At 70.2% G+C, this 24,705-nt stretch carries 20 protein-coding genes; 17 read left to right on the forward strand and 3 right to left on the reverse strand.

The window, feature by feature from the left end:
- Window positions 1-59: 59 nt before the first annotated feature.
- Together uvrA and ACIGXX_RS22145 are read left to right on the forward strand one after the other, a co-directional pair.
- Window positions 60-3,059: an excinuclease ABC subunit UvrA gene (uvrA, locus tag ACIGXX_RS22140; RefSeq protein ID WP_351162069.1), complete on the forward strand. Its 3,000-nt coding sequence runs from the start codon at window positions 60-62 to the stop codon at window positions 3,057-3,059.
- Between the two features lie 170 nt (window positions 3,060-3,229).
- Window positions 3,230-4,021 (forward strand): crotonase/enoyl-CoA hydratase family protein, encoded by a 792-nt coding sequence (locus ACIGXX_RS22145; protein WP_399977945.1) that lies wholly within the window; start codon window positions 3,230-3,232, stop codon window positions 4,019-4,021.
- Here ACIGXX_RS22145 and ACIGXX_RS22150 read toward each other — a convergent pair.
- Entirely contained in the window at window positions 4,018-4,608 is a 591-nt protein-coding gene (locus ACIGXX_RS22150) for a YceI family protein (protein WP_351162065.1), read from the reverse strand. The genes ACIGXX_RS22145 and ACIGXX_RS22150 overlap by 4 nt on opposite strands.
- Window positions 4,609-4,710: 102 nt before the next feature.
- Here ACIGXX_RS22150 and ACIGXX_RS22155 point away from each other — a divergent pair, with 102 nt between their 5' ends.
- Window positions 4,711-5,565 (forward strand): helix-turn-helix domain-containing protein, encoded by an 855-nt coding sequence (locus tag ACIGXX_RS22155; protein ID WP_399977950.1) that lies wholly within the window; start codon window positions 4,711-4,713, stop codon window positions 5,563-5,565.
- A gap of 9 nt (window positions 5,566-5,574) precedes the next feature.
- On the opposite strand, the gene ACIGXX_RS22160 is transcribed toward ACIGXX_RS22155, so the two are convergent.
- Window positions 5,575-6,504 (reverse strand): carbohydrate kinase, encoded by a 930-nt coding sequence (locus tag ACIGXX_RS22160; RefSeq protein ID WP_351162061.1) that lies wholly within the window; start codon window positions 6,502-6,504, stop codon window positions 5,575-5,577.
- A gap of 212 nt (window positions 6,505-6,716) precedes the next feature.
- Between ACIGXX_RS22160 and ACIGXX_RS22165 the strand changes: the two genes are divergently transcribed.
- Window positions 6,717-7,148 carry a Rieske (2Fe-2S) protein gene (locus ACIGXX_RS22165; RefSeq protein WP_351162059.1) on the forward strand — a complete coding sequence of 144 codons (432 nt, stop codon included), beginning with the start codon at window positions 6,717-6,719 and terminating at the stop codon, window positions 7,146-7,148.
- 25 nt (window positions 7,149-7,173) lie between these two features.
- Here the strand turns inward: ACIGXX_RS22165 and ACIGXX_RS22170 are convergent, their stop codons facing one another.
- On the reverse strand, window positions 7,174-8,121 hold the full coding sequence (locus ACIGXX_RS22170; RefSeq protein WP_351162057.1) for a hypothetical protein: 948 nt from the start codon (window positions 8,119-8,121) through the stop codon (window positions 7,174-7,176).
- 228 nt (window positions 8,122-8,349) lie between these two features.
- Between ACIGXX_RS22170 and ACIGXX_RS22175 the strand changes: the two genes are divergently transcribed.
- The 13 genes from ACIGXX_RS22175 to pgi all read left to right on the forward strand — a co-directional run bounded on the left by ACIGXX_RS22175 (window position 8,350) and on the right by pgi (window position 24,686).
- Window positions 8,350-8,988, forward strand: coding sequence for a papain-like cysteine protease family protein (locus tag ACIGXX_RS22175; RefSeq protein ID WP_399977956.1), 639 nt, complete (start codon window positions 8,350-8,352; stop codon window positions 8,986-8,988).
- A 5-nt stretch (window positions 8,989-8,993) separates the two neighbouring features.
- Entirely contained in the window at window positions 8,994-9,848 is an 855-nt protein-coding gene (locus ACIGXX_RS22180) for a hypothetical protein (RefSeq protein WP_383819955.1), read from the forward strand.
- Between the two features lie 691 nt (window positions 9,849-10,539).
- Window positions 10,540-12,588 (forward strand): excinuclease ABC subunit UvrC, encoded by a 2,049-nt coding sequence (gene uvrC, locus ACIGXX_RS22185; RefSeq protein WP_399977960.1) that lies wholly within the window; start codon window positions 10,540-10,542, stop codon window positions 12,586-12,588.
- A complete protein-coding gene (rapZ, locus tag ACIGXX_RS22190; protein ID WP_351162052.1) occupies window positions 12,585-13,517 on the forward strand; it encodes an RNase adapter RapZ in 933 nt (310 codons plus the stop codon). The genes uvrC and rapZ overlap by 4 nt, the downstream gene beginning before the upstream one ends.
- The gene (gene yvcK / locus ACIGXX_RS22195; protein ID WP_351162050.1) at window positions 13,514-14,521 is read left to right on the forward strand and encodes a uridine diphosphate-N-acetylglucosamine-binding protein YvcK; all 1,008 of its coding nucleotides are present in this window, start codon (window positions 13,514-13,516) and stop codon (window positions 14,519-14,521) included. Before rapZ ends, yvcK begins: the two co-directional genes overlap by 4 nt.
- On the forward strand, window positions 14,512-15,501 hold the full coding sequence (gene whiA, locus ACIGXX_RS22200) for a DNA-binding protein WhiA (RefSeq protein WP_249590613.1): 990 nt from the start codon (window positions 14,512-14,514) through the stop codon (window positions 15,499-15,501). Before yvcK ends, whiA begins: the two co-directional genes overlap by 10 nt.
- Window positions 15,502-15,660: 159 nt before the next feature.
- On the forward strand, window positions 15,661-18,633 hold the full coding sequence (locus ACIGXX_RS22205; protein ID WP_399977965.1) for a M14 family zinc carboxypeptidase: 2,973 nt from the start codon (window positions 15,661-15,663) through the stop codon (window positions 18,631-18,633).
- 189 nt (window positions 18,634-18,822) lie between these two features.
- Entirely contained in the window at window positions 18,823-19,833 is a 1,011-nt protein-coding gene (gene gap, locus ACIGXX_RS22210) for a type I glyceraldehyde-3-phosphate dehydrogenase (protein ID WP_351162045.1), read from the forward strand.
- A 114-nt stretch (window positions 19,834-19,947) separates the two neighbouring features.
- Complete coding sequence (locus tag ACIGXX_RS22215) at window positions 19,948-21,159, forward strand: phosphoglycerate kinase (RefSeq protein WP_399977970.1); 1,212 nt, start codon at window positions 19,948-19,950, stop codon at window positions 21,157-21,159.
- Between the two features lie 6 nt (window positions 21,160-21,165).
- On the forward strand, window positions 21,166-21,942 hold the full coding sequence (gene tpiA / locus ACIGXX_RS22220; protein WP_351162041.1) for a triose-phosphate isomerase: 777 nt from the start codon (window positions 21,166-21,168) through the stop codon (window positions 21,940-21,942).
- A 125-nt stretch (window positions 21,943-22,067) separates the two neighbouring features.
- On the forward strand, window positions 22,068-22,298 hold the full coding sequence (gene secG / locus ACIGXX_RS22225) for a preprotein translocase subunit SecG (protein ID WP_135329442.1): 231 nt from the start codon (window positions 22,068-22,070) through the stop codon (window positions 22,296-22,298).
- Window positions 22,299-22,491: 193 nt separating this feature from the next.
- On the forward strand, window positions 22,492-22,827 hold the full coding sequence (locus ACIGXX_RS22230; RefSeq protein ID WP_078077905.1) for an RNA polymerase-binding protein RbpA: 336 nt from the start codon (window positions 22,492-22,494) through the stop codon (window positions 22,825-22,827).
- 206 nt (window positions 22,828-23,033) lie between these two features.
- A complete protein-coding gene (gene pgi, locus ACIGXX_RS22235) occupies window positions 23,034-24,686 on the forward strand; it encodes a glucose-6-phosphate isomerase (RefSeq protein WP_399977975.1) in 1,653 nt (550 codons plus the stop codon).
- The last annotated feature ends 19 nt before the right edge of the window (window positions 24,687-24,705 follow it).

A 24,705-nucleotide genomic window follows, 5' to 3' on the forward strand; every position in this document is an offset into this window, starting at 1 on the left:
GTCTGTGAATGACGGGGGTCCCGCCCCTGTCACTTCTCTCTAGAAAGGTGCGGACCGGCGTGGCCGACCGTCTCATCGTCCGTGGCGCGCGCGAGCACAATCTCAAGAACGTCTCGCTCGACCTCCCGCGCGACTCCCTCATCGTCTTCACCGGGCTCTCCGGGTCGGGCAAGTCCTCGCTCGCGTTCGACACGATCTTCGCCGAGGGCCAGCGGCGGTATGTGGAGTCGCTCTCCTCGTACGCCCGGCAGTTCCTCGGTCAGATGGACAAGCCGGACGTCGACTTCATCGAGGGCCTCTCGCCCGCGGTCTCCATCGACCAGAAGTCGACCTCGCGCAACCCGCGCTCCACGGTCGGCACCATCACGGAGGTCTACGACTACCTCCGCCTGCTCTTCGCGCGCATCGGCAAGCCGCACTGCCCCGAGTGCGGTCGCCCCATCGCCCGGCAGTCGCCGCAGGCCATCGTCGACAAGGTCCTCGAGCTGCCGGAAGGCAGCCGCTTCCAGGTCCTCTCGCCGCTGGTCCGCGAGCGCAAGGGCGAGTTCGTCGACCTCTTCGCCGACCTCCAGACCAAGGGGTACAGCCGCGCGCGGGTCGACGGCACGACGATCCAGCTCTCCGAGCCGCCCACGCTGAAGAAGCAGGAGAAGCACACCATCGAGGTGGTCATCGACCGCCTCACGGTGAAGGACTCCGCCAAGCGCCGCCTGACCGACTCCGTGGAGACCGCGCTCGGTCTCGCCGGCGGCATGGTCGTCCTCGACTTCGTCGACCTTCCCGAGGACGACCCCGAGCGCGAGCGCATGTACTCGGAGCACCTGTACTGCGCGTACGACGACCTGTCCTTCGAGGAGCTCGAGCCCCGCTCCTTCTCCTTCAACTCGCCCTTCGGCGCCTGCCCGGACTGCTCGGGCATCGGCACGCGCATGGAGGTCGACCCCGAGCTGATCGTCCCGGACGAGGACAAGTCGCTCGACGAGGGCGCCATCCACCCCTGGTCGCACGGCCACACCAAGGACTACTTCGGGCGGCTCGTCGGCGCGCTCGCCGACGCGCTCGGCTTCGCCACGGACATGCCGTGGGCCGGACTCCCGCAGCGCGCCAAGAAGGCCCTCCTGAACGGCCACAAGACGCAGATCGAGGTGCGCTACAGGAACCGGTACGGCCGCGAGCGGGTCTACACCACCGCCTTCGAAGGCGCCGTCCCCTTCGTCAAGCGCCGCCACAGCGAGGCCGAGAGCGACACGAGCCGTGAGCGCTTCGAGGGCTACATGCGCGAGGTGCCCTGCCCCACCTGTGAGGGCACGCGGCTCAAGCCGATCGTCCTTGCCGTCACGGTCAAGGGCCGGTCCATCGCCGAGGTCGCCGCGATGTCCATCAGCGACTGCGCGGACTTCCTCGCCGAGCTGAAGCTGGGCGCCCGCGACAAGAAGATCGCCGAGCGCGTCCTGAAGGAGGTCAACGAACGACTGCGCTTCCTGGTCGACGTCGGCCTGGACTACCTCTCGCTGAACCGCGCGGCGGGCACCCTCTCCGGCGGCGAGGCCCAGCGCATCCGCCTGGCCACGCAGATCGGCTCCGGCCTCGTCGGCGTGCTGTACGTACTGGACGAGCCGTCCATCGGCCTGCACCAGCGCGACAACCACCGCCTGATCGAGACCCTCGTGCGCCTGCGCGACATGGGCAACACGCTCATCGTCGTCGAGCACGACGAGGACACCATCAAGGTCGCCGACTGGGTCGTCGACATCGGCCCCGGCGCGGGCGAGCACGGCGGCAAGGTCGTGCACAGCGGCTCCATGAAGGAGCTGCTCGACAACCCGGACTCGGTGACCGGGCAGTATCTGTCGGGCAAGAGGTCCATCCCGGTGCCGGACATCCGCCGCCCCGCGGACCCCTCCCGTCAGCTGACGGTGCACGGCGCCCGGGAGAACAACCTCCAGGACATCGACGTCTCCTTCCCGCTCGGCGTCCTCACCGCCGTCACGGGTGTCTCGGGCTCCGGCAAGTCGACGCTCGTGAACGACATCCTCTACACGCACCTGGCGCGCGAGCTGAACGGCGCACGCTCCGTCCCCGGGCGGCACACGCGCGTGGACGGCGACGACCTCGTCGACAAGGTCGTGCACGTCGACCAGTCGCCCATCGGCCGCACCCCGCGGTCCAACCCGGCGACGTACACCGGAGTCTTCGACCACGTCCGCAGGCTGTTCGCGGAGACGATGGAGGCGAAGGTCCGCGGCTATCTGCCCGGCCGCTTCTCCTTCAACGTCAAGGGCGGTCGCTGCGAGAACTGCTCCGGTGACGGCACGATCAAGATCGAGATGAACTTCCTGCCGGATGTGTACGTCCCCTGCGAGGTCTGCCACGGGGCGCGCTACAACCGCGAGACGCTGGACGTCCACTACAAGGGCAAGTCCATCGCCGAGGTCCTGGACATGCCGATCGAGGAGGCGCTCGACTTCTTCGAGGCGGTGCCGGCCATCTCCCGCCACCTGCGCACGCTCAACGACGTGGGTCTCGGGTACGTACGGCTCGGCCAGTCCGCGCCGACGCTCTCCGGAGGCGAGGCCCAGCGCGTGAAGCTGGCCTCCGAGCTCCAGAAGCGCTCGACGGGACGGACCGTCTACGTCCTGGACGAGCCGACCACCGGTCTGCACTTCGAGGACATCAGCAAGCTGATCACGGTCCTGTCCGGCCTGGTCGACAAGGGCAACACGGTCATCGTCATCGAGCACAACCTCGACGTCATCAAGACCGCGGACTGGGTCGTCGACATGGGCCCCGAGGGCGGCAACGGCGGCGGTCTGGTCGTCGCCGAGGGCACGCCCGAGGAGGTCGCCGGGGTTCCGACGAGCCATACGGGCAAGTTCCTGCAGAACATCCTTGTTGCGGAGAGCCCTTCGCAGGGGCGTAAGCGGATTGCTGCCGCGGTGAAGAAGCCGGCGGCGGCCAAGGCCACCGCCAAGACCTCCACCGCCAAGAAGGCCACTGCCAAGAAGGCCACTGCCAAGAAGGCTGCCCCTAAGAAGGCGGCCAAGGCTCGTAAGGCCTGATGCAGCTGCGCGTCCGCGCGTCTGTTGTGGCTGGTCGCGCCCCGCGGCGGAGCCGCTCATGTCACAGCCCCGCGCCCCTTCGGGGGCGCCCCCGCGGTGGTGTGAACGGGCCGTCGGACAATGGGTTTCCCCCTTGTCCGGCGGCCCGTCCTCGTGGTCGCCTGGGGCGCATGACCGTACGTACCGAACGTGCAGGCCCCGTCACCACCATCGTGTTGTCCCGGCCCGGCGTGCGCAACGCCGTCGACGGGCCCACCGCCCAGGCCCTCGCCGACGCGTTCCGTGCCTTCGACGCGGACCCCGACGCGTCCGTCGCCGTGCTCTGGGGCGAGGGCGGCACCTTCTGCGCCGGTGCGGACCTCAAGGCCATCGGGACACCGGCGGGGAACGAGGTCACCGAGAAGGGCGACGGGCCCATGGGGCCGACCCGCATGCGCCTTTCCAAGCCCGTCGTCGCGGCCATCTCCGGGCACGCGGTCGCCGGCGGTCTGGAGCTCGCGCTCTGGTGCGACCTGCGCGTCGCCGACGAGGACGCGGTGCTCGGGGTCTTCTGCCGTCGCTGGGGCGTGCCGCTCATCGACGGCGGGACCGTGCGGCTGCCCCGCCTCATCGGCGAGAGCCGGGCCATGGACCTCGTGCTCACCGGCCGCCCCGTCCCCGCCGCCGAGGCGCTGGCGATGGGCCTGGTCAACCGGACCGTACCGCCGGGCACGTCCCGCGCAGCGGCCGAGCGCCTCGCCGCGGAGATCGCCGCGTTCCCCCAGACCTGCCTCCGCAACGACCGGCTCTCCGTACAGGAACAGGGCGGCCTGACCGAGGAGGACGCGATGGCGGGCGAACTGCGCCACGGCCTGCGGTCCCTCGCCGAGGCCGCGGACGGCGCGGCCAGGTTCGCCGCGGGTGCGGGGCGGCACGGAGCCTTCACCGACGGCCCGGGAGAGGCCCGGCACCCCGTCGACTAGCCTTCGGCGGGCGCGGCCGCCGGCTCCAGGAACTGCATGTCCAGCTGGATCTTCACCACGTCACCGAGCATCCCCGCGCCGAAGTCGAGACCGTAGGCCTTGCGGCTGATCTCCCCGGTCGCCTCGAACCCCGCATGGCGTCGGGCGTCGCCCGGGAAGGCCTGGAGCCCGCCGAACTCCACGGCGAGGGCGACCGGCTTCGTCACGTCACCGATGGTCAGTTCGCCCTCCAGGGTCCACTCGTCCTCCTGGCCGACGACCCGCGTCGAGCGGAACGTCATGGTGGGGCGGCGCTCCACGTCCAGCAGGTCCGGCGCGCGGACGTGCGCGTCGCGGTCCTTGTTGCCGGTGTCGATCGACGCCAGCTCGATGGTCGCCGTCACCGACGAGGTCTCCGCGCTCTCGCCCACGACGAGACCGGCGGTCACCTCCGCGAACCGGCCGCGCACCTTCGAGATCCCGAGGTGGCGGATGGTGAAGTTCACGGCGGAGTGCAAGGGGTCGATCTCCCAGCTCCCGGCGGGGAGGGGAAGCGCGGTCGTCGCGGCGGCAGCAGTGGCGGTAGTACGCGTGTCCGAAGTAGTCATGGCGTCCACGATGCGAGGCCGCCCGCACCCGAGGAAGGCCGGGCCGAGGCTGGTAGTGACAGGGCCACGATCCGGTCCCTTCCCGGCTGGTACGTTCGGCCGGTGAGCGACAACGAGCTGGGCAACTTCCTGCGCACCTGCCGTGAAGCGGTCACGCCGGCCCAGGTCGGCCTCCCGACCGGCCCCCGGCGCCGCACGCCGGGCCTGCGCCGCTCCGAGGTCGCCACGCTCGCCGGCGTCAGCGTCGAGTACCTCGCCCGCCTCGAACAGGGCCGGGACCGCCATCCGTCACCGCAGGTGATGGGCGCGCTCGCGGATGCCCTGCGGCTCTCCGTGGAGGAGCGCTTCCACCTGCGCCGCCTGGAGAAGGAGACGAGCGGCGACCCCTGCTGCCCGACGGCGAGCGTGCCCTCCCAGTCGGTGCGCCCCACCGTGCGGGCGCTCATCGACCGCCTGGAGCCCACCCCCGCCGTCCTGTTCAACCGGCTCGGCGACGTCCTCGCGTACACCTCGGGCTATGAGCGGATCGTGGGGCCCATCGGTCTCCTCGACGACGAGCGGCCCAACCTCGTCCGGTTCCTGTTCACCGACGAGCGCGCCCGCGCCGCCTATCCCGAATGGGACCGCGTCGCCGACGAACAGGTCGCATCGTTGCGGGCCGGTTCCATGCTGAGCGACCCCCACGCCGAGGGATTCGCCGACGAGCTGACCGTCATCGCCGGTGCCCCGTTCGCGGACCGCATGGCGGCCGTGCCGCGGCTGCCCCGGCACAGTGGCGTCGAACGCGTGGCGCATCCGGAGGTCGGTGCGGTGCGCCTTTCGTACGAGACGCTGACGCTGCCCGACGCGGACGGCCAGCGCCTGGTCGTCCACCTGCCGGCCGACGAGGCCTCGTCGGCCGCGCTCGACCGCCTCAACGGCCGTCAGCCGGGCGGCCTGCGCGCCGTGACGGGCTGACCGTCGGGGTTACCCCAACTCCCGCGCGTACGGCGGCTCCGCCCCCGCGCGGGACACGGTCACGGCCGCCGCGCGTGCCGCGAAGCGCAGGACCTCGCCCCAGCTGTCCGCGCCGAGCGCGGAGAGGGAATCCGCCGACAGGGCGTCCCGTGCGCAAAGCCCGTGCAGCAGCGCCGCGTTGACCGTGTCGCCCGCGCCGATGGTGTCCACCACGTCGACCCGCTCACCCGGCACGGACCACTCCCCGCCGTCCCGCGTGAAGACCGTGAGCCCGTCGCCGCCCCGCGTCACCACCACCGCGCCGGGCCCGGACGCGAGCCACTCCCGCGGCGTGCCGCCCAGCCAACTCGCGTCGTCCTCCGACAGCTTGAGCAGCGAGACCGACGGCAGCCAGCTCTTGAACCGGGCCCGGTAGGCGTCCGCGTCCGGGATCAGACCCGCCCGGACATTGGGGTCGAGGGCCGTGAAGACGCCCCGCGCCGCCTCCCGGCGCATCAGCTCCTCGTACGCGCTCGCCCCCGGTTCCAGGACGAGCGAGCACGTGCCGAACGAGAGTGCGCGCACGGCGTCGGGCAGCCGCTCCGGGGCCGTGAAGAGCCGGTCCGCCGTGCCCTCGACGTAGAAGGAGTAACCGGCGGAGCCGTCCGCGCCGATCGAGGCCACCGCGAGCGTCGTCGGCTCGGCGCCCCGCTGGACGTACGACACGTCGACACCCGCGGTCCGCAACCCGTCGACCAGGGCGTCGCCGAACGCGTCCGCCGAGATCCGCGAGCAGAAGGCGACGGGGGAGCCGAGACGGCCGAGGGCCACCGCGGTGTTGTACGGACCGCCGCCGAGCCGCGGGGCGAGCGCGGGCAGCCCGGCGTCACCACCGCCGAAAGCGCCGGCGGAATCCTGCGGGACGAGGTCGATCAGGGCCTCTCCGGCGACGACGATCACGGGTGGTTCCTCTCGGCTCTGCGGTGGCTCCGCGGCGGCTCTGCTGTCGTGGTCAGCGCTCGTGCCCCCGGCTTCCGCCACAGGCTAGAGCTTCCCGGCGGGCCGGGCCCGGCACGGGCGCCACTCGGGCACGGCCGTGCCCAACGCGGGCAGGCGGCGCCCCACCGGTATGGTCTGATCCGTCACCGAAGCGCCTGACCTGTGGAGATTCCATGCCCGGCACGCCGCCCCCCGCCCGCCGCACGGTGCTGCGCGCCGCCGCTCTCGTCCCGGCCGCCGGTCTGGGGATCACGGCCTGCTCGTCCGGGGGCGGCGACGGCGGCTCCAACCGTTCGGCGCCGACCGCGCCGACGGACCTCGGTGCGTCCGACGAGGTGAAGGTGGGGGCCTCCAAGCTCTACACCGACGAGAACGTGGTCGTGAGCCGCATCTCGGACGACGAGTACAAGGCGTTCAGCACCATCTGCACGCACGCCAAGTGCCCCATCAACAAGCTCGAGGGGCACAAGCTGACCTGCCCCTGCCACGGCAGCCAGTTCGACGCCACGAACGGCAAGGTGCTGCACGACCCCGCCGTCACGCCGCTCAAGGAGCTGCCGGTGAAGGTGGAGGACGGCAAGATCATCGCGGGTCCCGGAGCCTAAGGCTCACTAGCCGGGAGTGCACGACTCACTCCCAGTCCCACGCGATCCCCAGAATCCCCGCCCGCACCTGCGGCTCCACGAGGTGCACCGACCGGTGGCTGCCGCTCAGCGTGAGTTCCTGGCGCCCGCCGCGCGGCGCGGCCTCCGAATGCTGGGCGAAGCGGTGGCAGCGTACGGGCAGCGCCTCCTCGTCGAACCGCACCTGGAGCGCGTACTGCCCGCCCGCGAAGCTGAAGCCCCGGAAGTACTCGGTGGCCGCCCCCGCCGTGCCGTCCTCGAAGCCGTAGCGGAACAGATGCGTGTCGCCCGCGCGCAGGCGCGCGTCGAACAGCAGCTCGGCGACGAGCACTCCCGTCTCGTGGTGCAGGCGCACGCGCCCCGTGCGGCAGTTCTCCAGGGCGTGGACGCCGATGCGCTCCGGCACGCAGCCGGGGTCGCCGCGGTAGATCGCGAGGTAGCGGTCCACGCCGTCCCGGTGGGCGCGCACCACGTGCTGCGAGTCGCGGCCGAGCAGCTCGCGGCGCCCGCCGATCCGCACCCGCTCGTGGTGGCCCACGGTGTGCAGACCGCCGTCCAGCGGCGAACCGAGGTCGGTGATCAGCTCCTGGAGGACGTCGGACGCCGCCAGGAGCGAGCGGTAGGAGCGGGCGGCGGGGCGTTCGCAGGCGGGGCGGTCGGAGGGCTTGGCCAGGAGCCGGATCAGTGACTCCTCGGGGAGCCCGAGGATCTCCTCCAGGGCGCGCACGGCGCGCAGCGACTCGGTGCGCTGGGGGCGCCTCGCGCCCTGCTGCCAGTAACTCAGGCTCGTCACCCCGACGTTGACGCCCTGGCGCGCGAGATGATGCCGTACGCGTTGCAGGGGAAGGCGCCGTGCGGCGATCGCGGCCCGCAGCGCCACGTGGAAGGGGCCGGTGCGCAGCGCGGCCTCCAGATCCGCAGGCGCGCCGTCCGCGAGCTGTGTGCCGTGCCGCATCGCAAGACCCTTCTGTGAACATTCACATCGGCCGCCCGGGCGTACGCGCCGGTCGGGGCGGGCCACCAGGTGGACGTACGAGGGGTGTTCACATACGTACGCCGCCGTTCACGGCCCAAGTAATCCCGCATTGAACCTTGTTGACCTGCACCCGACAACACTCGATGCTCAATCGCAGCGTCCGGACGCGCTCCTCCACCACCCCACCCCCCGCTTGGGAGGAACGCGATGCGCCATAGAAGCAGCAGGTTCAGCGGACGCAGACGGTTGTCCGCGCTCGCCCTCGTGGCGGCGGCCCTGGTCGCCGCCCCGGCGGCCACGGCCACGGCCGCCCCCGACAGTCCTCCGTCCGCGTCCGTACCTGGCGCCGACACCCCTTCCGTCCTCGCCGCGAAGCGCCTGAACATCACGATGCAGGCCCAGCAGAAGACCAACTGGTGCTGGGCGGCGGCCGGGAACACGATCGCCACCTTCTACGGCAAGAAGTACAGCCAGAACCAGTTCTGCAACGCGGCCTTCGGGCGCAGCCAGAACACCGAGTGCCCCAACTCCCAGGCCACGCTCGGCGACGTGCAGAACGGCCTGGACTGGGCGGGCATCAACGCCGGTTCGTACGTCAACGGCTGGCTGCGCTATCCGACCGTGCAGGCCGAGATCAACGCGGGCCGCCCGGTCGAGACCCGCATCCAGTGGTCGAACGGCGGCGGTCACATGCATGTCATCTACGGGTACGACGACGCGAGCAGCTGGGTCTACTGGGGCGACCCGTGGCCCTCCAGCGACCGCTACAACTGGGCCTCGCACAGCTGGTACGTCAACAACAACACCTTCTCCTGGACCCACTCGCTGTACCGGATAGGGGCGTGAGCGCGATGACCGGTCACCTTCCCCGCCACTTCCTCAGGGCGGCGCTCGCCGGCTCGGCCGCCGCCCTGCTGCTCGGCGTCGCGGCGCCGCACGCCTCCGCGGACTCCGGGCCCTCCGAGGCCTCCCGCGAGGCGGCTCACGACGCCGCGAGCGCGCCCGAGACCCTCGACACGCTCTCCCGCTTCTTCGCACGGGAGGGCGCCGTCAGCAAGGCCGCGGCGGACCCGCGTGTGCGGGGCGACGACGCCGTGCCCGTGCGCTACCTCTCCCCGGAGTTCGTCGCGGGCGAGAAGGGCGCGCCGATCGCCCGCGTGGAGTTCCTCGCCAGCAAGGCGGTCTCGTCCGACGGGCAGGAGGCCTCCTTGTGGACGGTGAAGCAGGGCGGCTCCTGGCAGGTGGTGAACATCGCCACCGGGGACGACGAGACGCACTACGCGCGCGTGGGCGCCGACAAGCTCCCCGGGGGCACCGTGTTCCACGAGCCGCAGATCAACGCCTGGTACGTCCAGGGGCGGGGCCGGGTGCTTCCGCTGGACGCGGACGCGGTGCGGGCCGTGGGCTCGGGCGGGGCCTCGGTCGCCGCCTATCAGAAGCGTGTGCACGATGCGTACGCCGACAAGCTGCCCGGCTCCGAGTACGCGAAGTCCGGCAAGGCGGGGGGCTTCGCCCCGAAGGAGCGGACCGGGGAGCCCCCGGCGGCTGATTCGCCCGCAGCCGAAGCCGCAGCCTCGGGCTCGGCCCCGGCTTCGGCTGACGGCCCCGTCACGGTCGCCTCCTCCGTGGCCGGAGCGGGCGCCGTGCTGGCCCTCGGCCTCTCCGGGGCCGCGGTCCTGCGCCGTCGCGCCCGGCGGCACGGCTGACCAGCCCCGGCCTGCGGCCGGGAGCTTCCCCCACCCACCCGCCCTTCAGGGCGGGTGGGCTCAAGGGCGGGCGATGCGGCGCCGGCTCCCTGCGGCACGTCGCCCGGACGGCAGGGCGGGTTCCTGCCGGTCCCAGGCGCCAGCTTGCCGGTGCGGCAGGGCAGGCTCCTGTCGGTCGCGTGCGTCAGGTTGCCGGTGCGGCACGGGGCAGGCTTCTGCCGGTCCCGGGCGGTACGTCGCCGGTGTGGCAGGGCAGGCTCCTGTCGGTCGCGTGCGTCAGGTTGCCGGTGCGGCACAGGGCGGGCCTCTGCCGGTTCTGCCGGTCCCCTGCGGCACGTCGCCAGGACGGCAGGGGAGGCTTCTGCCGGCCCCGGGCGCCTCGTCGCCGGTGTGGCAGTGCAGGCTCCTGTCGCGGTCCTCTGCGTCAGGTCGCCGGTGCGGCACAGGGCAGGCCTCTGCCGGTTCTGCCGGTCCCCTGCGGCACGTCGCCCGGACGGCAGGGCAGGCTTCTGCCGACCCCCGGGCGCCACGTCGCCGGTGTGGCAGTGCAGGCTCCTGTCGGTCGCGTGCGTCAGGTCGCCGGTGCGGCACAGGGCAGGCCTCTGCCGGTCCCGGGTGGCACCTCGCCGAGGCGGCGGTGCAGGCCCCCTCCGACCCCTGACTGTCAGCCCCCGCCAGTAGGGTGTGGAGCATGGCAGACCCCTCCAGCTACCGCCCCAAGCCGGGACAGATCCCCGACTCGCCGGGGGTCTATCGGTTCCGCGACGAACACCGCCGGGTGATCTACGTCGGCAAGGCGAAAAGCCTGCGCCAGCGCCTGGCCAGTTACTTCCAGGACCTGACGAACCTGCACCCGCGCACCGCCACGATGGTGACGACGGCCGCCTCCGTCGAGTGGACGGTGGTCTCCACCGAGGTCGAGGCGCTCCAGCTCGAATACTCCTGGATCAAGGAGTACGACCCCCGGTTCAACGTCAAGTACCGCGACGACAAGAGCTATCCGTACCTCGCGGTGACGATGAACGAGGAGTTCCCGCGCGTCCAGGTGATGCGCGGCCACAAGAAGAAGGGCGTCCGCTACTTCGGTCCGTACGGCCACGCGTGGGCGATCCGCGACACCGTCGACCTCCTCCTGCGGGTCTTCCCCGTCCGCACCTGCTCGGCCGGGGTCTTCAAGAACGCCGAGCGCACCGGCCGCCCCTGCCTCCTCGGGTACATCGGCAAGTGCGCCGCGCCCTGCGTGGAGCGCGTCTCGCCCCAGGAGCACCGCGAACTCGCCGAGGACTTCTGCGAGTTCATGACGGGCCGCACGGGGGCGTACATCCGCCGCATCGAGCGGCAGATGGCGGAGGCCGCCGAGGACATGGAGTACGAGAAGGCGGCCCGCCTGCGCGACGACGTCGGGGCCCTGAAGAAGGCCATGGAGAAGAGCGCCGTCGTCCTGGCCGACGCCACGGACGCCGACCTCATCGCCCTCGCCGAGGACGAGCTGGAGGCGGCCGTCCAGATCTTCCACGTCCGCGGCGGCCGGGTGCGCGGTCAGCGCGGCTGGGTCACCGACAAGGTCGAGGCGGTCACCAGCGGCGACCTCGTCGAGCACGCCCTCCAGCAGCTCTACGGAGAGGAGAGCGGCGACTCCGTACCGAAGGAAGTCCTCGTCCCCGCGCTGCCCGAGCCGATAGAGCCCGTCCAGGAGTGGCTCACCGAGCGCCGCGGTTCGAACGTCTCGCTGCGCATCCCGCAGCGCGGCGACAAGAAGGCGCTCATGGAGACCGTGGCGCGCAACGCCCAGCAGTCGCTCGTGCTGCACAAGACCAAGCGCGCCTCGGACCTGACCACCCGCTCCCGCGCCCTGGAGGAGATCGCCGAGGCGCTCGAGCTGGACAGCGCCCCGCTGCGCATCGAGTGCTACGACATCTCGCATCTGCAGGGTGACGACGTCGTGGCCTCGATGGTCGTGTTCGAGGACGGCCTCGCACGCAAGAGCGAGTACAGGCGCTTCCAGATCAAGGGCTTCGAGGGCCAGGACGACGTCCGCTCCATGCACGAGGTGCTCACGCGCCGCTTCAGGCGCTATCTCTCCGACAAGGAGAAGGCGGGGGAGTGGGACCCCGACGGCGAGCAGGAGAGCCTGACCGAGGAGGACGGCCGCCCCAAGCGCTTCGCCTACCCGCCCCAGCTCGTCGTCGTGGACGGCGGCCAGCCGCAGGTCGCGGCCGCCCAGCGGGCCCTGGACGAGCTCGGCATCGACGACATCGCGGTGTGCGGCCTGGCCAAGCGCCTCGAAGAGGTCTGGGTGCCGGGCGACGACGACCCGGTGATCCTGCCGCGCACCAGCGAAGGCCTGTACCTTCTCCAGCGGGTGCGCGACGAGGCGCACCGCTTCGCGATCACGTATCAGCGGGCCAAGCGGGCCAAGCGTTTCAAGGCCGGACCCCTGGATGCCGTGCCGGGCCTGGGCGACGCGCGCAAGCAGACGCTGATCAAGCACTTCGGTTCGGTGAAGAAGCTGCGATCCGCGACAATCGACCAGATCTGCGAGGTTCCGGGCATAGGCCGCAAGACGGCCGAGGCGATCGTCGTGGCCCTGGCCGCCGCGGCACCCGTGGCGCCCGCCGTGAACACGGCGACCGGAGAGATCATTGAAGACGAGGAGCCCGCACGCGCGGGATCCTCCAGCGACGGCGAGGAGCCCGTGTCCGCGGGCGCCTCAGAGGAACGACGGGGGCAGGAGACATGACCGAGCACGACGAAGGCGGCGAGCAAGTGAGTACGGGCACGACCATCACGCCGGGCGAGACCGCGGAAGTGGTCCCCGAGCTGGTGATCATCTCCGGCATGTCGGGAGCCGGACGCAGCACCGCGGCGAAGTGTCTGGAGGACCTCGGCTGGTTCGTCGTCGACAACCTGCCGCCCGCGCTGATCCCCACCATGGTGGAGCTCGGCGCCCGCTCGCAGGGGAACGTCGCCCGCATCGCGGTCGTCGTCGACGTCCGCGGCCGCCGCTTCTTCGACAATCTGCGCCAGTCCCTCGCGGATCTGGAGGCCAAGCACGTCACACGGCGGATCGTCTTCCTGGAGTCCTCGGACGACGCACTGGTGCGCCGCTTCGAGTCGGTCCGCCGCCCGCACCCGCTGCAGGGCGACGGCCGCATCGTCGACGGCATCGCGGCCGAGCGCGAGCTCCTGCGCGAGCTGCGCGGCGACGCGGACCTGGTGATCGACACCTCCAGCCTGAACGTGCACGAGCTGCGCGCCAAGATGGACGCCTCGTTCGCGGGCGAGGAGGAGCCCGAGCTGCGGGCCACCGTCATGTCCTTCGGCTTCAAGTACGGCCTGCCGGTCGACGCGGACCTCGTCGTGGACATGCGCTTCCTGCCCAACCCGCACTGGGTGCCGGAGCTGCGTCAGTACACCGGGCTCAACGAAGAGGTGGCGGCGTACGTCTTCAATCAGCCCGGCGCCAAGGAGTTCCTCGACCGGTACGCCGAGCTGCTCCAGCTCATCGCCGCGGGCTACCGCCGCGAGGGCAAGCGTTACGTGACGATCGCGGTCGGCTGTACGGGCGGCAAGCACCGCTCCGTCGCCATGTCGGAGAAGCTCGCGGCGCGCCTCGTGTCCGAGGGCGTCGAGACCGTCCTCGTCCATCGGGACATGGGGCGAGAGTGAAATCCTCCCTGCGGCTGAACCGCCTGGGCCGCAAGCGGGGCGCACAGCCCAAGGTCGTGGCGCTCGGCGGCGGGATGGGCCTGTCCGCGTCCCTGGCGGGGCTGCGCCGCATCACCGGTGACCTCACCGCCGTGGTCACCGTCGCCGACGACGGCGGCTCCAGCGGACGGCTCCGCGACGAGCTGGGCGTCCTGCCGCCCGGCGACCTGCGCAAGGCGCTCGCCGCCCTGTGCGGGGACGACGACTGGGGCCAGACCTGGGCCCGCGTGATCCAGCACCGCTTCCAGTCCAAGGGCGACCTGCACGAGCACGCGGTCGGCAATCTGCTGATCGTCGCCCTGTGGGAGCAGCTCGGCGACCACGTCCAGGCCCTTGACCTGGTCGGCAAGCTGCTGGGCGCGCACGGGCGCGTGCTGCCCATGTCCGCGGTCCCGCTGGAGCTCCAGGCCCTGGTCAGGGGGCACGACCCGGAGCGCCCGGACGACGTGGACACGGTGCGCGGGCAGGCCACGGTGGCACTCACCCCCGGTGAGGTGCAGTCCGTGCACCTGGTCCCGCACGACCCGCCGGCCGTCCCCGAGGCGGTCGCCGCGGTGCTCGACGCGGACTGGGTGGTGCTCGGTCCCGGCTCCTGGTTCTCCTCCGTGATCCCCCATCTGCTGGTCCCCGAACTGCTCGACGCGCTCATCCAGACGAAGGCCCGCAGGGTGCTCTCGCTCAACCTCGCGCCACAACCCGGAGAAACCGATGGGTTCTCTCCGCAGCGTCATTTGGAGGTTTTGGCCCGACACGCCCCTAAACTCGCCCTGGACGTGGTGCTGGCCGACGACGCCGCCGTGCCCGACCGTGAGTCACTCACCGATGCCGCCAAGCGGCTCGGCGCCACGGTCGAGCTGGCGCCGGTGGCCAGGCACGATGGCACTCCGAGGCACGATCCGGAGCTCCTGGCCACCGCGTACGACCGTATTTTTCGGATGCATGGAAGGATCGGCCCATGGCGATGACGGCAGCGGTGAAGGACGAAATCTCCCGGCTTCCCGTCACCCGGACCTGCTGCAGAAAGGCAGAGGTCTCGGCCATCCTGCGCTTCGCGGGCGGCCTTCACCTGGTGAGCGGCCGCATCGTGATCGAGGCGGAGCTGGACACGGCGATGGCCGCGCGGCGGCTGAAGCGGGACATTCTTGAGATTTTCGGGCACAGCTCGGAGCTGATCGTGATGGCTCCCGGCGGGCTGCGGCGCGGCTCGCGCTATGTCGTACGGGTCGTGGCGGGCGGCGATCAGCTGGCCCGGCAGACGGGTCTGGTGGACGGCCGCGGCCGCCCCATCAGAGGACTGCCGCCCCAGGTGGTCTCGGGGGCCACCTGTGACGCCGAGGCGGCCTGGCGCGGGGCGTTCCTCGCGCACGGCTCACTGACCGAGCCGGGCCGCTCGTCCTCCCTGGAGGTCACCTGCCCCGGCCCGGAGGCCGCGCTCGCCCTGGTCGGGGCCGCGCGCAGGCTCCAGATCGCGGCCAAGGCCCGTGAGGTGCGCGGCGTGGACCGCGTGGTCGTCCGGGACGGAGACGCGATCGGCGCCCTGCTCACCCGGCTCGGCGCCCACGAGTCGGTGCTCGCCTGGGAGGAGCGGCGGATGCGCCGCGAGGTGCGCGCCACCGCCAACCGCCTGGCCAACTTCGACGACGCCAACCTGCGCCGCTCGGCCCGCGCGGCCGTCGCCGCCGGCGCCCGCGTGCAGCGCGCCCTGGAGATCCTCGGCGACGAGGTCCCCGAGCACCTCGCGGCGGCCGGACGGCTGCGCATGGAGCACAAGCAGGCCTCCCTGGAGGAGCTGGGCGCGCTCGCCGAGCCGGTGCTCACGAAGGACGCGGTCGCGGGCCGTATCCGACGGCTGCTCGCCATGGCGGACAAGCGGGCGCAGGACATGGGGATTCCGGGTACGGAGTCCAATCTGAGCGAGGAGCTCGCCGACAACATGGCGGTCTGACCACCGTCGTAGGGCACGCAAGCCGCCGGGGCCGCCGAGGCCCCGGCGGCTTCTTTGCGTCCTTTTCGCGTCTGCCCTCACACCATATTGACATGATCATGAAGTGTCACGAGCCTGGCGTTCGCGCACAAATGTGCCGGACAACCGCAAGGGGGGCTCATGAGACGAAGAGCGAGATCCAGAGCCGGTTTCAGATCGGTCGTCGCCGCGGGCGCGCTGCTCGTCGGCGGTCTCGTCGCCGTACCGCACGCCCAGGCCGACAGCGGGACGAAGGCCCCGGCCACCGACGACCCGGCGGCCGTGAAGGTCTACGAGGCCGAGGTCACCAAGAAGCAGATCCCGATCCTCATCGACGCGGGCCAGGACGCCCACGAGCTCGCGGGGCAGGCGCCCGAGCGCGGCACCGCCCGCGTCGAGGTCTATCTCACCGAGGCGCAGGCCAAGGGCGTCGAGCGCGAGGGCGTCGAGCTCACCGAGCAGAAGGTCTCCGCCGCCACGCAGCAGAAGCTCAAGGCCGCGGGGGACGGCGTGTTCCGGCCGTACAGCGGCAAGGGCGGCCTCAAGGAGGAGATCGTCAAGACCGGTCAGGCCCACCCCGGCCTCACCAAGGTCGTCTCCATCGGCAAGTCGCTCAAGGGGCAGGACATCCTCGCGCTCAAGCTCTCCAAGGGTGCCAAGAAGTCCAAGGACGGCTCCAAGCCGTCCACGCTCTACCTGTCCAACCAGCACGCGCGCGAGTGGATCACCCCCGAGATGACCCGCCGCCTGATGCACCACTACCTCGACAACTACGGCAAGGACCAGCGCATCACCAAGCTCGTGGACTCCACCGAGCTGTGGTTCGTGCTCTCCGCCAACCCCGACGGCTACGACTTCACGCACGCCCCCGACGGCAACCGCCAGTGGCGCAAGAACCTCCGCGACATCGATGGCGACGGCAGGATCGCGGCGGGCGACGGCGTCGACCTCAACCGCAACTTCGCCTACAAGTGGGGCTACGACAACGAGGGTTCGTCCCCGGCGCCCTCCTCTGAGACCTACCGCGGCACGGGCCCCATCTCCGAGCCCGAGACCAAGGCGCTGGACCGCTTCCAGAAGCGCATCGGCTTCGAGTACGGGATCAACTACCACTCGGCGGCCGAACTGATCCTCTACGGAGTGGGCTGGCAGGTCGCGACCCCCACCCCCGACGACGTGCTCTACAAGGCGCTCGCGGGCACCCCGGAGAAGCCGGCGATCCCCGGCTACCACCCGCAGGTCGCCTCCGAGCTCTACACCACCAACGGCGAGGCGGACGGCCACGCGGGCAACGTCAACGGCTTCTCGATGTTCACGCCGGAGATGTCCACCTGCCAGACGGTCTCCAACCTCGACCCGAACGACCCCTGGAGGCCCGAGGACTGCGCCTCCATCTTCACCTTCCCGGACGACGAGAAGCTGATCCAGCAGGAGTTCGCCAAGAACGTCCCGTTCGCGCTCGCCGTGGCCGAGACCGCACTCCACCCCGACCAGCCGGTCTCCGTCACCGACATCGAGGCCCCCGACTTCACGCCGGACACCTTCAAGGACTCGTACGCCCGCGGCGGTGACCAGGAAGTCGCCGTCACCGCCCGCAAGTCGGTGCGCGACAAGGAGCTCAACTACCGCATCAACGGCGGCCGTACGCAGGACGAGGACCTCAAGGCCTGGAAGGGCGGCGAGACCTACGGCGGCGAGGACAACATCCACTTCGACCAGTACCGCGCCGAGGTCGAGGACGCGCGCGTTGGCGACAAGGTCGAGGTGTGGTTCACCGGCCGCAACAAGAAGGGCCGCACGGAGAGCCCGCACTTCACGTATACCGTCACCGAGCGGGCCAAGGCGAACACCCTCGTCGTGGCCGAGGAGGGCGCCGCGGCGACGCAGGCCCAGAAGTACGTCGACGCCCTGAAGGCCAACGGGCGTTCCGCCGTGGTCTGGGACGTCGCCAAGCAGGGCACCCCGCACCCGCTCGGCGTCCTGTCGCACTTCTCCGCGGTCGTGCACTACACCGGCGACCCGGTGCCCGGAGCGCCGACCCAACTCGCCCTGCGCGCCTACCTGAACGAGGGCGGCAAGCTGATCGAGTCCGGTGAGCGCACCGGCTCCAACGTGGACCTCGGGGACGCGCTCTCCGACGACTTCGCGCAGTACTACCTGGGGGCGTACGAACGCCTTTCCGCGCCCGGCGCCACCAGCTTCGCCGGCAGCGGCGCGCTCGACGGCGTGAACACGCCGCTGGCCGCGGCCGACACCAACCCCCTGGACAAGGCGGGCCGTTACACCGTCACGTCCGACAGCCTGCCCGCCGACCAGTTCCCGCAGTTCAGGAGCGCGGCGGCAGGCAGCTACCCCGGCCTCAGCAACCCCTACGCGCCCTTCGAGGGCCAGGGCATGGCCTCGGCGACCCACGCCGACCAGGACTGGAAGCGGCTGACCCGCACCATCGACCTGACCGGGGTCACGGCCGCGGACCAGCCGCAGCTGCGGTTCGCGCTCAACTGGAACCTCGAGCCCGGCTACGACCACGGCGTCCTCGAGGCCCACACCACCGGCGCCGACGACTGGACCACGCTGCCGGACACGAACGGCAACTCGTCCCAGGCCGTGCCCGCCGAGTGCGGGGCCGGGTTCTTCATCAACGGCCACCCGTTCCTGCGCCACTACCTGACGCAGTCGGCGACCGGCTGCACGGCGAGCGGCACCAGCGGCGCCTGGAACAGCTTCACCGGATCCTCCGGCGGCTGGAAGCCCGTCACCTTCGACCTGAGCGCCTACGCGGGCAAGACGGTCGAGGTGTCGCTCAGCTCCATCACCGACCCCTCCAGCGGGGGCCGCGGACTGTTTGCCGACAACGCTCAGCTCGTGATAGGGGGCAACGCCACGCAGACCGAGGGATTCGAGTCCTCACTGGGCACCTGGGCGGTCGCTCCGGCGCCCCCCGGCAGCCCCAACATCACGGGTGACTGGGCCCGTACAGGGGAGCTCTACAAGCCCTATGCGGCCGTCACAGCGCGTGACAGTGTGCTGCTCGGCTTCGGGTTCGAGCACGTACCCGGAAATGCCGAACGGGCCGCTCTTATGGGCGCATCCCTTGCACATCTGCGCCGCTGACGCTGCGTAATCAAGACCTGAATACCGGTGGCTCGTGCTCCCTACTGGGGGGTACGAGCCACCGTGCCGCTCGGGCCCCCTGTCGATGTCACCCAAAGGCCCTCAGAGAGGTAGGGTCGGAGGCGGTCGGGGACATCCCATACAACTCGCCGGCGTCTGAAACCGGCGTACCAACGAGGAGATCGGTTCGTGACGATCCGCGTAGGCATCAACGGCTTCGGCCGCATCGGGCGCAACTACTTCCGGGCGCTGCTTGAGCAGGGTGCGGACATCGAGATCGTGGCTGTCAACGACCTGGGTGACACCGCGACTACGGCGCACCTCCTGAAGTACGACACCATCCTGGGCCGTCTCAAGGCCGAGGTGTCGCACACCGAGGACACCATCACGGTCGACGGCCACACCATCAAGGTGCTGTCCGAGCGCAACCCCGCCGACATTCCGTGGGGCGACCTCGGCGTCGACATCGTGATCGAGTCGACCGGCATCTTCACCAAGAAGGCCGATGCCGCCAAGCACATCGCAGGTGGCGCCAAGAAGGTCCTCATCTCGGCTCCGGCCAAGGACGAGGACATCACCATCGTGATGGGCGTCAACCAGGACAAGTACGACGCGGCCAACCACCACGTCATCTCGAACGCGTCCTGCACCACCAACTGTGTGGCGCCGATGGCGAAGGTTCTCGACGAGAACTTCGGCATCGTCAAGGGCCTGATGACGACGGTGCACGCGTACACCAACGACCAGCGCATCCTGGACTTCCCGCACTCGGACCTGCGTCGCGCCCGCGCCGCCGCCGAGAACATCATCCCGACCACGACCGGTGCCGCCAAGGCCACCGCTCTGGTCCTTCCGCAGCTCAAGGGCAAGCTCGACGGCATCGCGATGCGCGTCCCGGTCCCGACCGGTTCCGCCACCGACCTCGTCGTCACGCTGCAGCGCGAGGTCACCAAGGACGAGGTCAACGCCGCGTTCAAGAAGGCCGCCGACGACGGCGACCTCAAGGGCTTCCTCGCCTACACCGAAGACCCGATCGTGTCCTCGGACATCGTCAGCGACCCGGCGTCCTGCACCTTCGACTCGTCCCTGACCATGGTCCAGGACGGCAACTCGGTGAAGATCCTCGGCTGGTACGACAACGAGTGGGGCTACTCCAACCGCCTCGTCGACCTCACGGTCTTCGTCGGCGGTCAGCTCTAAGCATCAGCATCAGAGCAGGCACCTCGATGTGAGCACAGGGTCCGGACCGCGCGATACTGCGTGGTCCGGGCCTTGTCGCACGTCAGCCCTCTTAAGGAGTCCTGGAGTCCAGCCATGAAGACGATTCGTGAACTTCTCGCCGAAGGGGTCGAAGGCAAGCGGGTCTTCGTCCGCGCCGACCTCAACGTGCCGCTCGCCGACGGCACCATCACCGACGACGGCCGCATCCGCGCCGTCCTGCCGACCGTCACCAAGCTCGTCGAGGCGGGCGCCAAGGTGATCGTCGCCTCGCACCTCGGCCGCCCCAAGGGCGCCCCGGACCCGGTGTTCTCGCTGCTGCCCGCCGCCGAGCGCCTCGGTGAACTCCTCGGCAAGCCCGTGGCGTTCGCCCAGGACACCGTCGGCCCCGCCGCGCACGACGCGGTCGACGGCCTCGAGCCCGGCCAGGTCGCCGTCATCGAGAACCTCCGCTTCAACGCGGGCGAGACGTCCAAGGACGACACCGAGCGCGGCGAGTTCGCCGACAAGCTCGCGGCCCTCGCGGACGTCTACGTAGGCGACGGTTTCGGTGCGGTGCACCGCAAGCACGCCTCCGTGTACGACCTTCCGGCGCGCCTGCCGCACTACGCGGGCTACCTCATCGCCACCGAGGTCGGTGTCCTGAAGAAGCTCACCGACGACGTCAAGCGTCCGTACGTCGTCGCGCTGGGCGGCGCCAAGGTCTCCGACAAGCTGGCCGTCATCGACCAGCTGCTCGGCAAGGCCGACCGTCTCCTGATCGGCGGCGGCATGGCGTACACCTTCCTCAAGGCCCAGGGCCACGAGGTCGGCATCTCCCTCCTCCAGGAGGACCAGGTCCCGACCGTCAAGGAGTACATCAAGCGTGCGAAGGAGAGCGGCGTCGAGCTGGTCCTCCCCGTCGACGTGCTGGTCTCCACCGAGTTCCCGGACCTGAAGACCAAGGCCCCGGCCAACCCCACCACGGTCGCCGCGGACGCCATCCCGGCCGACCAGGAGGGTCTCGACATCGGACCCGAGACCCGTAAGCTCTACGCCTCGAAGCTCGCCGACGCGGGCACCGTCTTCTGGAACGGCCCGATGGGCGTCTTCGAGCACCCCGACTACGCCGAGGGCACCAAGGCAATCGCCCAGGCTCTCCTCGACTCCCCGGCCTTCACGGTCGTCGGCGGTGGCGACTCCGCCGCGGCCGTCCGGATCCTGGGCTTCGACGAGAACGCATTCGGCCACATTTCCACCGGCGGCGGCGCCTCCCTCGAATACCTCGAGGGCAAGACGCTCCCCGGCCTCGCCGCACTGGAGAACTGAGACCTGATGACTACCCGTACCCCGCTGATGGCGGGCAACTGGAAGATGAACCTCAACCACCTCGAGGCCATCGCCCACGTCCAGAAGCTCGCCTTCGCCCTGGCCGACAAGGACTACGAGGCCGTCGAGGTCGCCGTCCTGCCCCCCTTCACCGACCTGCGCTCGGTGCAGACCCTGGTCGACGGCGACAAGCTCAAGATCAAGTACGGCGCCCAGGACATCTCGGCGCACGACTCCGGTGCCTACACCGGCGAGATCTCGGGCCCGATGCTCTCCAAGCTGAAGTGCACGTACGTGGCCGTGGGCCACTCCGAGCGCCGTCAGTACCACGACGAGACCGACGAGATCTGCAACGGCAAGGTGAAGGCCGCCTACAAGCACGGCCTGACCCCGATCCTCTGCATCGGCGAGGGCCTGGACATCCGCGAGGCCGGCCAGCAGATCGAGTACACCCTTGCCCAGCTCGACGGCGGTCTCAAGGACGTGCCGGCCGAGCAGGTCGAGTCCATCGTGATCGCGTACGAGCCCGTCTGGGCCATCGGCACCGGCAAGGTCGCGACCCCCGAGGACGCCCAGGAGGTCTGCGGTGCGATCCGCGGCCGCCTCGCCGAGCTGTACTCGCAGGAGCTCGCCGACAAGGTGCGCATCCAGTACGGCGGCTCCGTGAAGTCCGGCAATGTGGCCGCGATCATGGCGCAGCCCGACGTCGACGGCGCCCTGGTGGGCGGCGCGGCGCTGGACACGGACGAGTTCGTCAAGATCGTCCGCTTCCGCGACCAGTGAGTAGGCGGTAGCGCCGATACGTCGTACCCTTGCGGGGGCCGGGCGGCTTCACATCATGAGGCATCCGGCCCCCGTCGTCGATACAGAGTCGATTCAGATCCGAGGAAGTTGGTCCAGCCGTGGTTATGGGGTTCTCGATCGCCCTGATCGTCTTCAGCCTGCTGATGATGCTGCTGGTGCTGATGCACAAGGGCAAGGGCGGCGGTCTGTCCGACATGTTCGGTGGCGGCATGCAGTCCTCCGTCGGCGGCTCGTCGGTCGCCGAGCGCAACCTCGACCGCATCACTGTCGTGGTCGGTCTTCTCTGGTTCGCGTGCATTGTCGTGCTCGGCCTGTTGATGAAGGTGAACAACTGACCGCGAAAGCGGCTTGATTGCTACCTTGCGAAAGCTTCGCTAAAAGCCCCATGTACGGTGCGCGCTCACAAGCGCGGATTATCATGGGGCTTGCGTGTCGGGGTGAGGGTGTAACTCCGAACACTGGACGCGCGTTGGGCCTTACGTAGACTGAGGCGCCCGCAGCAGCACCATCACGCAGGGAGTTACGACCGTGGCAAGTGGCAACGCGATCCGTGGAAGTCGGGTCGGGGCGGGCCCGATGGGCGAGGCCGAGCGCGGTGAGTCCGCGCCGCGACTGCGCATCTCCTTCTGGTGCTCCAACGGACACGAGACGGTGCCCAGCTTCGCCAGCGACGCGCAGGTCCCCGATACTTGGGACTGCCCCCGCTGCGGCTTCCCCGCCGGTCAGGACCGGGACAACCCGCCGGACCCGCCCCGCACCGAGCCGTACAAGACGCACCTGGCGTACGTACGGGAACGGCGCAGCGACGCGGACGGCGAGGCCATTCTCGCGGAGGCGCTCGCCAAACTGCGGGGCGAGATCTAGGACTTGCGATGGGGCCGGACATCAGGGATGTCCGGCCGCTGCGCTTTTCATGGAGTAGTTCGTCTTTCACGCTTTCACGTGAGGTTTACCGGCACGTGTCCGGACAGACAGCTGCAGACATCTCATACCGGGCCCTGATCAATTAGGTTGGAACGTGCAGCGGGGCAAGGTACGTACACAGGTACGAGAGAAGGCTGAAGTCCGAGATGAACGCAGAAAGCCGCGCCAGGCTCAACCAGACGCCCGAATGGGCGGCGCTCAGCAAGCACCGGGAGCAGCTGGGGGAGGTGCAGCTGCGTGAGCTGTTCGCCAAGGATCCGGCGCGCGGCACCGGATACACGCTCCAGGTCGGTGACCTGCACATCGACTACTCCAAGCACCTCGTCACCGACGAGACCCTGACGCTCCTGCGCGATCTTGCCGCGGCCACCGACGTCTTCGGCCTGCGGGACGCCATGTTCCGCGGCGAGAAGATCAACACCACCGAGGACCGCGCCGTCCTGCACACCGCGCTGCGCGCCCCGCGTGACGCGGACGTCCAGGTCGACGGCGAGAACGTGGTGCCGGCCGTGCACGCCGTGCTCGACAAGATGGCCCTCTTCGCGGACAAGGTCCGCTCCGGCGAGTGGACCGGGCACACCGGCAAGCGCATCAAGAACATCGTGAACGTCGGCATCGGCGGCTCGGACCTGGGCCCCGCCATGGCGTACGAGACGCTCCGGTCCTTCACCGACCGTGACCTCACGGTGCGCTTCGTGTCGAACGTCGACGGCGCCGACCTGCACGAGGCCGTGCGGGACCTGGACCCGGCCGAGACGCTCTTCATCATCGCCTCGAAGACGTTCACCACGATCGAGACGATCACGAACGCGACCTCCGCGCGCGACTGGCTCCTGACCGGCCTTCGCGCCGACCAGAGCGCGGTCGCCAAGCACTTCGTGGCCCTGTCGACGAATGCCGAGAAGGTCTCCGACTTCGGCATCGACACGGCCAACATGTTCGAGTTCTGGGACTGGGTCGGCGGCCGTTACTCGTACGACTCGGCGATCGGCCTCTCGCTGATGATCGCGATCGGCCCGGACGCCTTCCGCGAGATGCTCGACGGCTTCCACCTCGTCGACGAGCACTTCCGCACCGCGCCCGCCGAGTCCAACGTGCCGCTGCTCCTTGGCCTGTTGGGCATCTGGTACGGCAACTTCCACGACGCGCAGTCGCACGCCGTCCTGCCGTACTCGCACTACCTCTCCAAGTTCACCGCCTATCTCCAGCAGCTGGACATGGAGTCCAACGGCAAGTCCGTCGGCCGTGACGGCGAGCCGGTCGACTGGCAGACGGGCCCGGTGGTCTGGGGCACGCCGGGCACCAACGGCCAGCACGCGTACTACCAACTCATCCACCAGGGCACGAAGTTGATCCCGGCCGACTTCATCGGCTTCGCCGAGCCCGTCGCCGATCTGCTGCCCGGCCTGGTCGCCCAGCACGACCTCCTGATGGCCAACTTCTTCGCCCAGACGCAGGCGTTGGCCTTCGGCAAGACGCCGGACGAGGTGCGGGCCGAGGGCGCGCCGGAGGAGCTCGTCCCGCACAAGACGTTCCAGGGCAACCACCCGACGACGACGATCCTCGCCAAGGAGCTGACGCCGTCGGTTCTCGGTCAACTCATCGCGCTCTACGAACACAAGGTGTTCGTGCAGGGCGCCGTGTGGAACATCGACTCCTTCGACCAGTGGGGCGTCGAGCTCGGCAAGGTCCTCGCCAAGCGCATCGAGCCCGCCCTGACCGAGGGTACGGACGTGCCGGACCTCGACGGGTCGACGACCGCGCTCGTCGCCAAGTACCGGACCCTGCGCGGCCGTTGAGCCGCTGAAAACAGTGCGG

Origin of the sequence: Streptomyces sp. NPDC055243, assembly GCF_044544025.1 — a bacterium.
GTDB lineage: Bacteria > Actinomycetota > Actinomycetes > Streptomycetales > Streptomycetaceae > Streptomyces.

Bases quoted from the DNA above. Each gene is read 5' to 3' on its own strand.
- ACIGXX_RS22145 (WP_399977945.1), top strand. From the start codon at position 3,230: ATGACCGTACGTACCGAACGTGCAGGCCCCGTCACCACCATCGTGTTG.
- ACIGXX_RS22150 (WP_351162065.1), bottom strand. From the start codon at position 4,608: ATGACTACTTCGGACACGCGTACTACCGCCACTGCTGCCGCCGCGACG.
- ACIGXX_RS22165 (WP_351162059.1), top strand. From the start codon at position 6,717: ATGCCCGGCACGCCGCCCCCCGCCCGCCGCACGGTGCTGCGCGCCGCC.
- ACIGXX_RS22170 (WP_351162057.1), bottom strand. From the start codon at position 8,121: ATGCGGCACGGCACACAGCTCGCGGACGGCGCGCCTGCGGATCTGGAG.
- ACIGXX_RS22175 (WP_399977956.1), top strand. From the start codon at position 8,350: ATGCGCCATAGAAGCAGCAGGTTCAGCGGACGCAGACGGTTGTCCGCG.
- ACIGXX_RS22180 (WP_383819955.1), top strand. From the start codon at position 8,994: ATGACCGGTCACCTTCCCCGCCACTTCCTCAGGGCGGCGCTCGCCGGC.
- uvrC (WP_399977960.1), top strand. From the start codon at position 10,540: ATGGCAGACCCCTCCAGCTACCGCCCCAAGCCGGGACAGATCCCCGAC.
- rapZ (WP_351162052.1), top strand. From the start codon at position 12,585: ATGACCGAGCACGACGAAGGCGGCGAGCAAGTGAGTACGGGCACGACC.
- whiA (WP_249590613.1), top strand. From the start codon at position 14,512: ATGGCGATGACGGCAGCGGTGAAGGACGAAATCTCCCGGCTTCCCGTC.
- ACIGXX_RS22205 (WP_399977965.1), top strand. From the start codon at position 15,661: ATGAGACGAAGAGCGAGATCCAGAGCCGGTTTCAGATCGGTCGTCGCC.
- ACIGXX_RS22215 (WP_399977970.1), top strand. From the start codon at position 19,948: ATGAAGACGATTCGTGAACTTCTCGCCGAAGGGGTCGAAGGCAAGCGG.
- tpiA (WP_351162041.1), top strand. From the start codon at position 21,166: ATGACTACCCGTACCCCGCTGATGGCGGGCAACTGGAAGATGAACCTC.
- secG (WP_135329442.1), top strand. From the start codon at position 22,068: ATGGGGTTCTCGATCGCCCTGATCGTCTTCAGCCTGCTGATGATGCTG.
- pgi (WP_399977975.1), top strand. From the start codon at position 23,034: ATGAACGCAGAAAGCCGCGCCAGGCTCAACCAGACGCCCGAATGGGCG.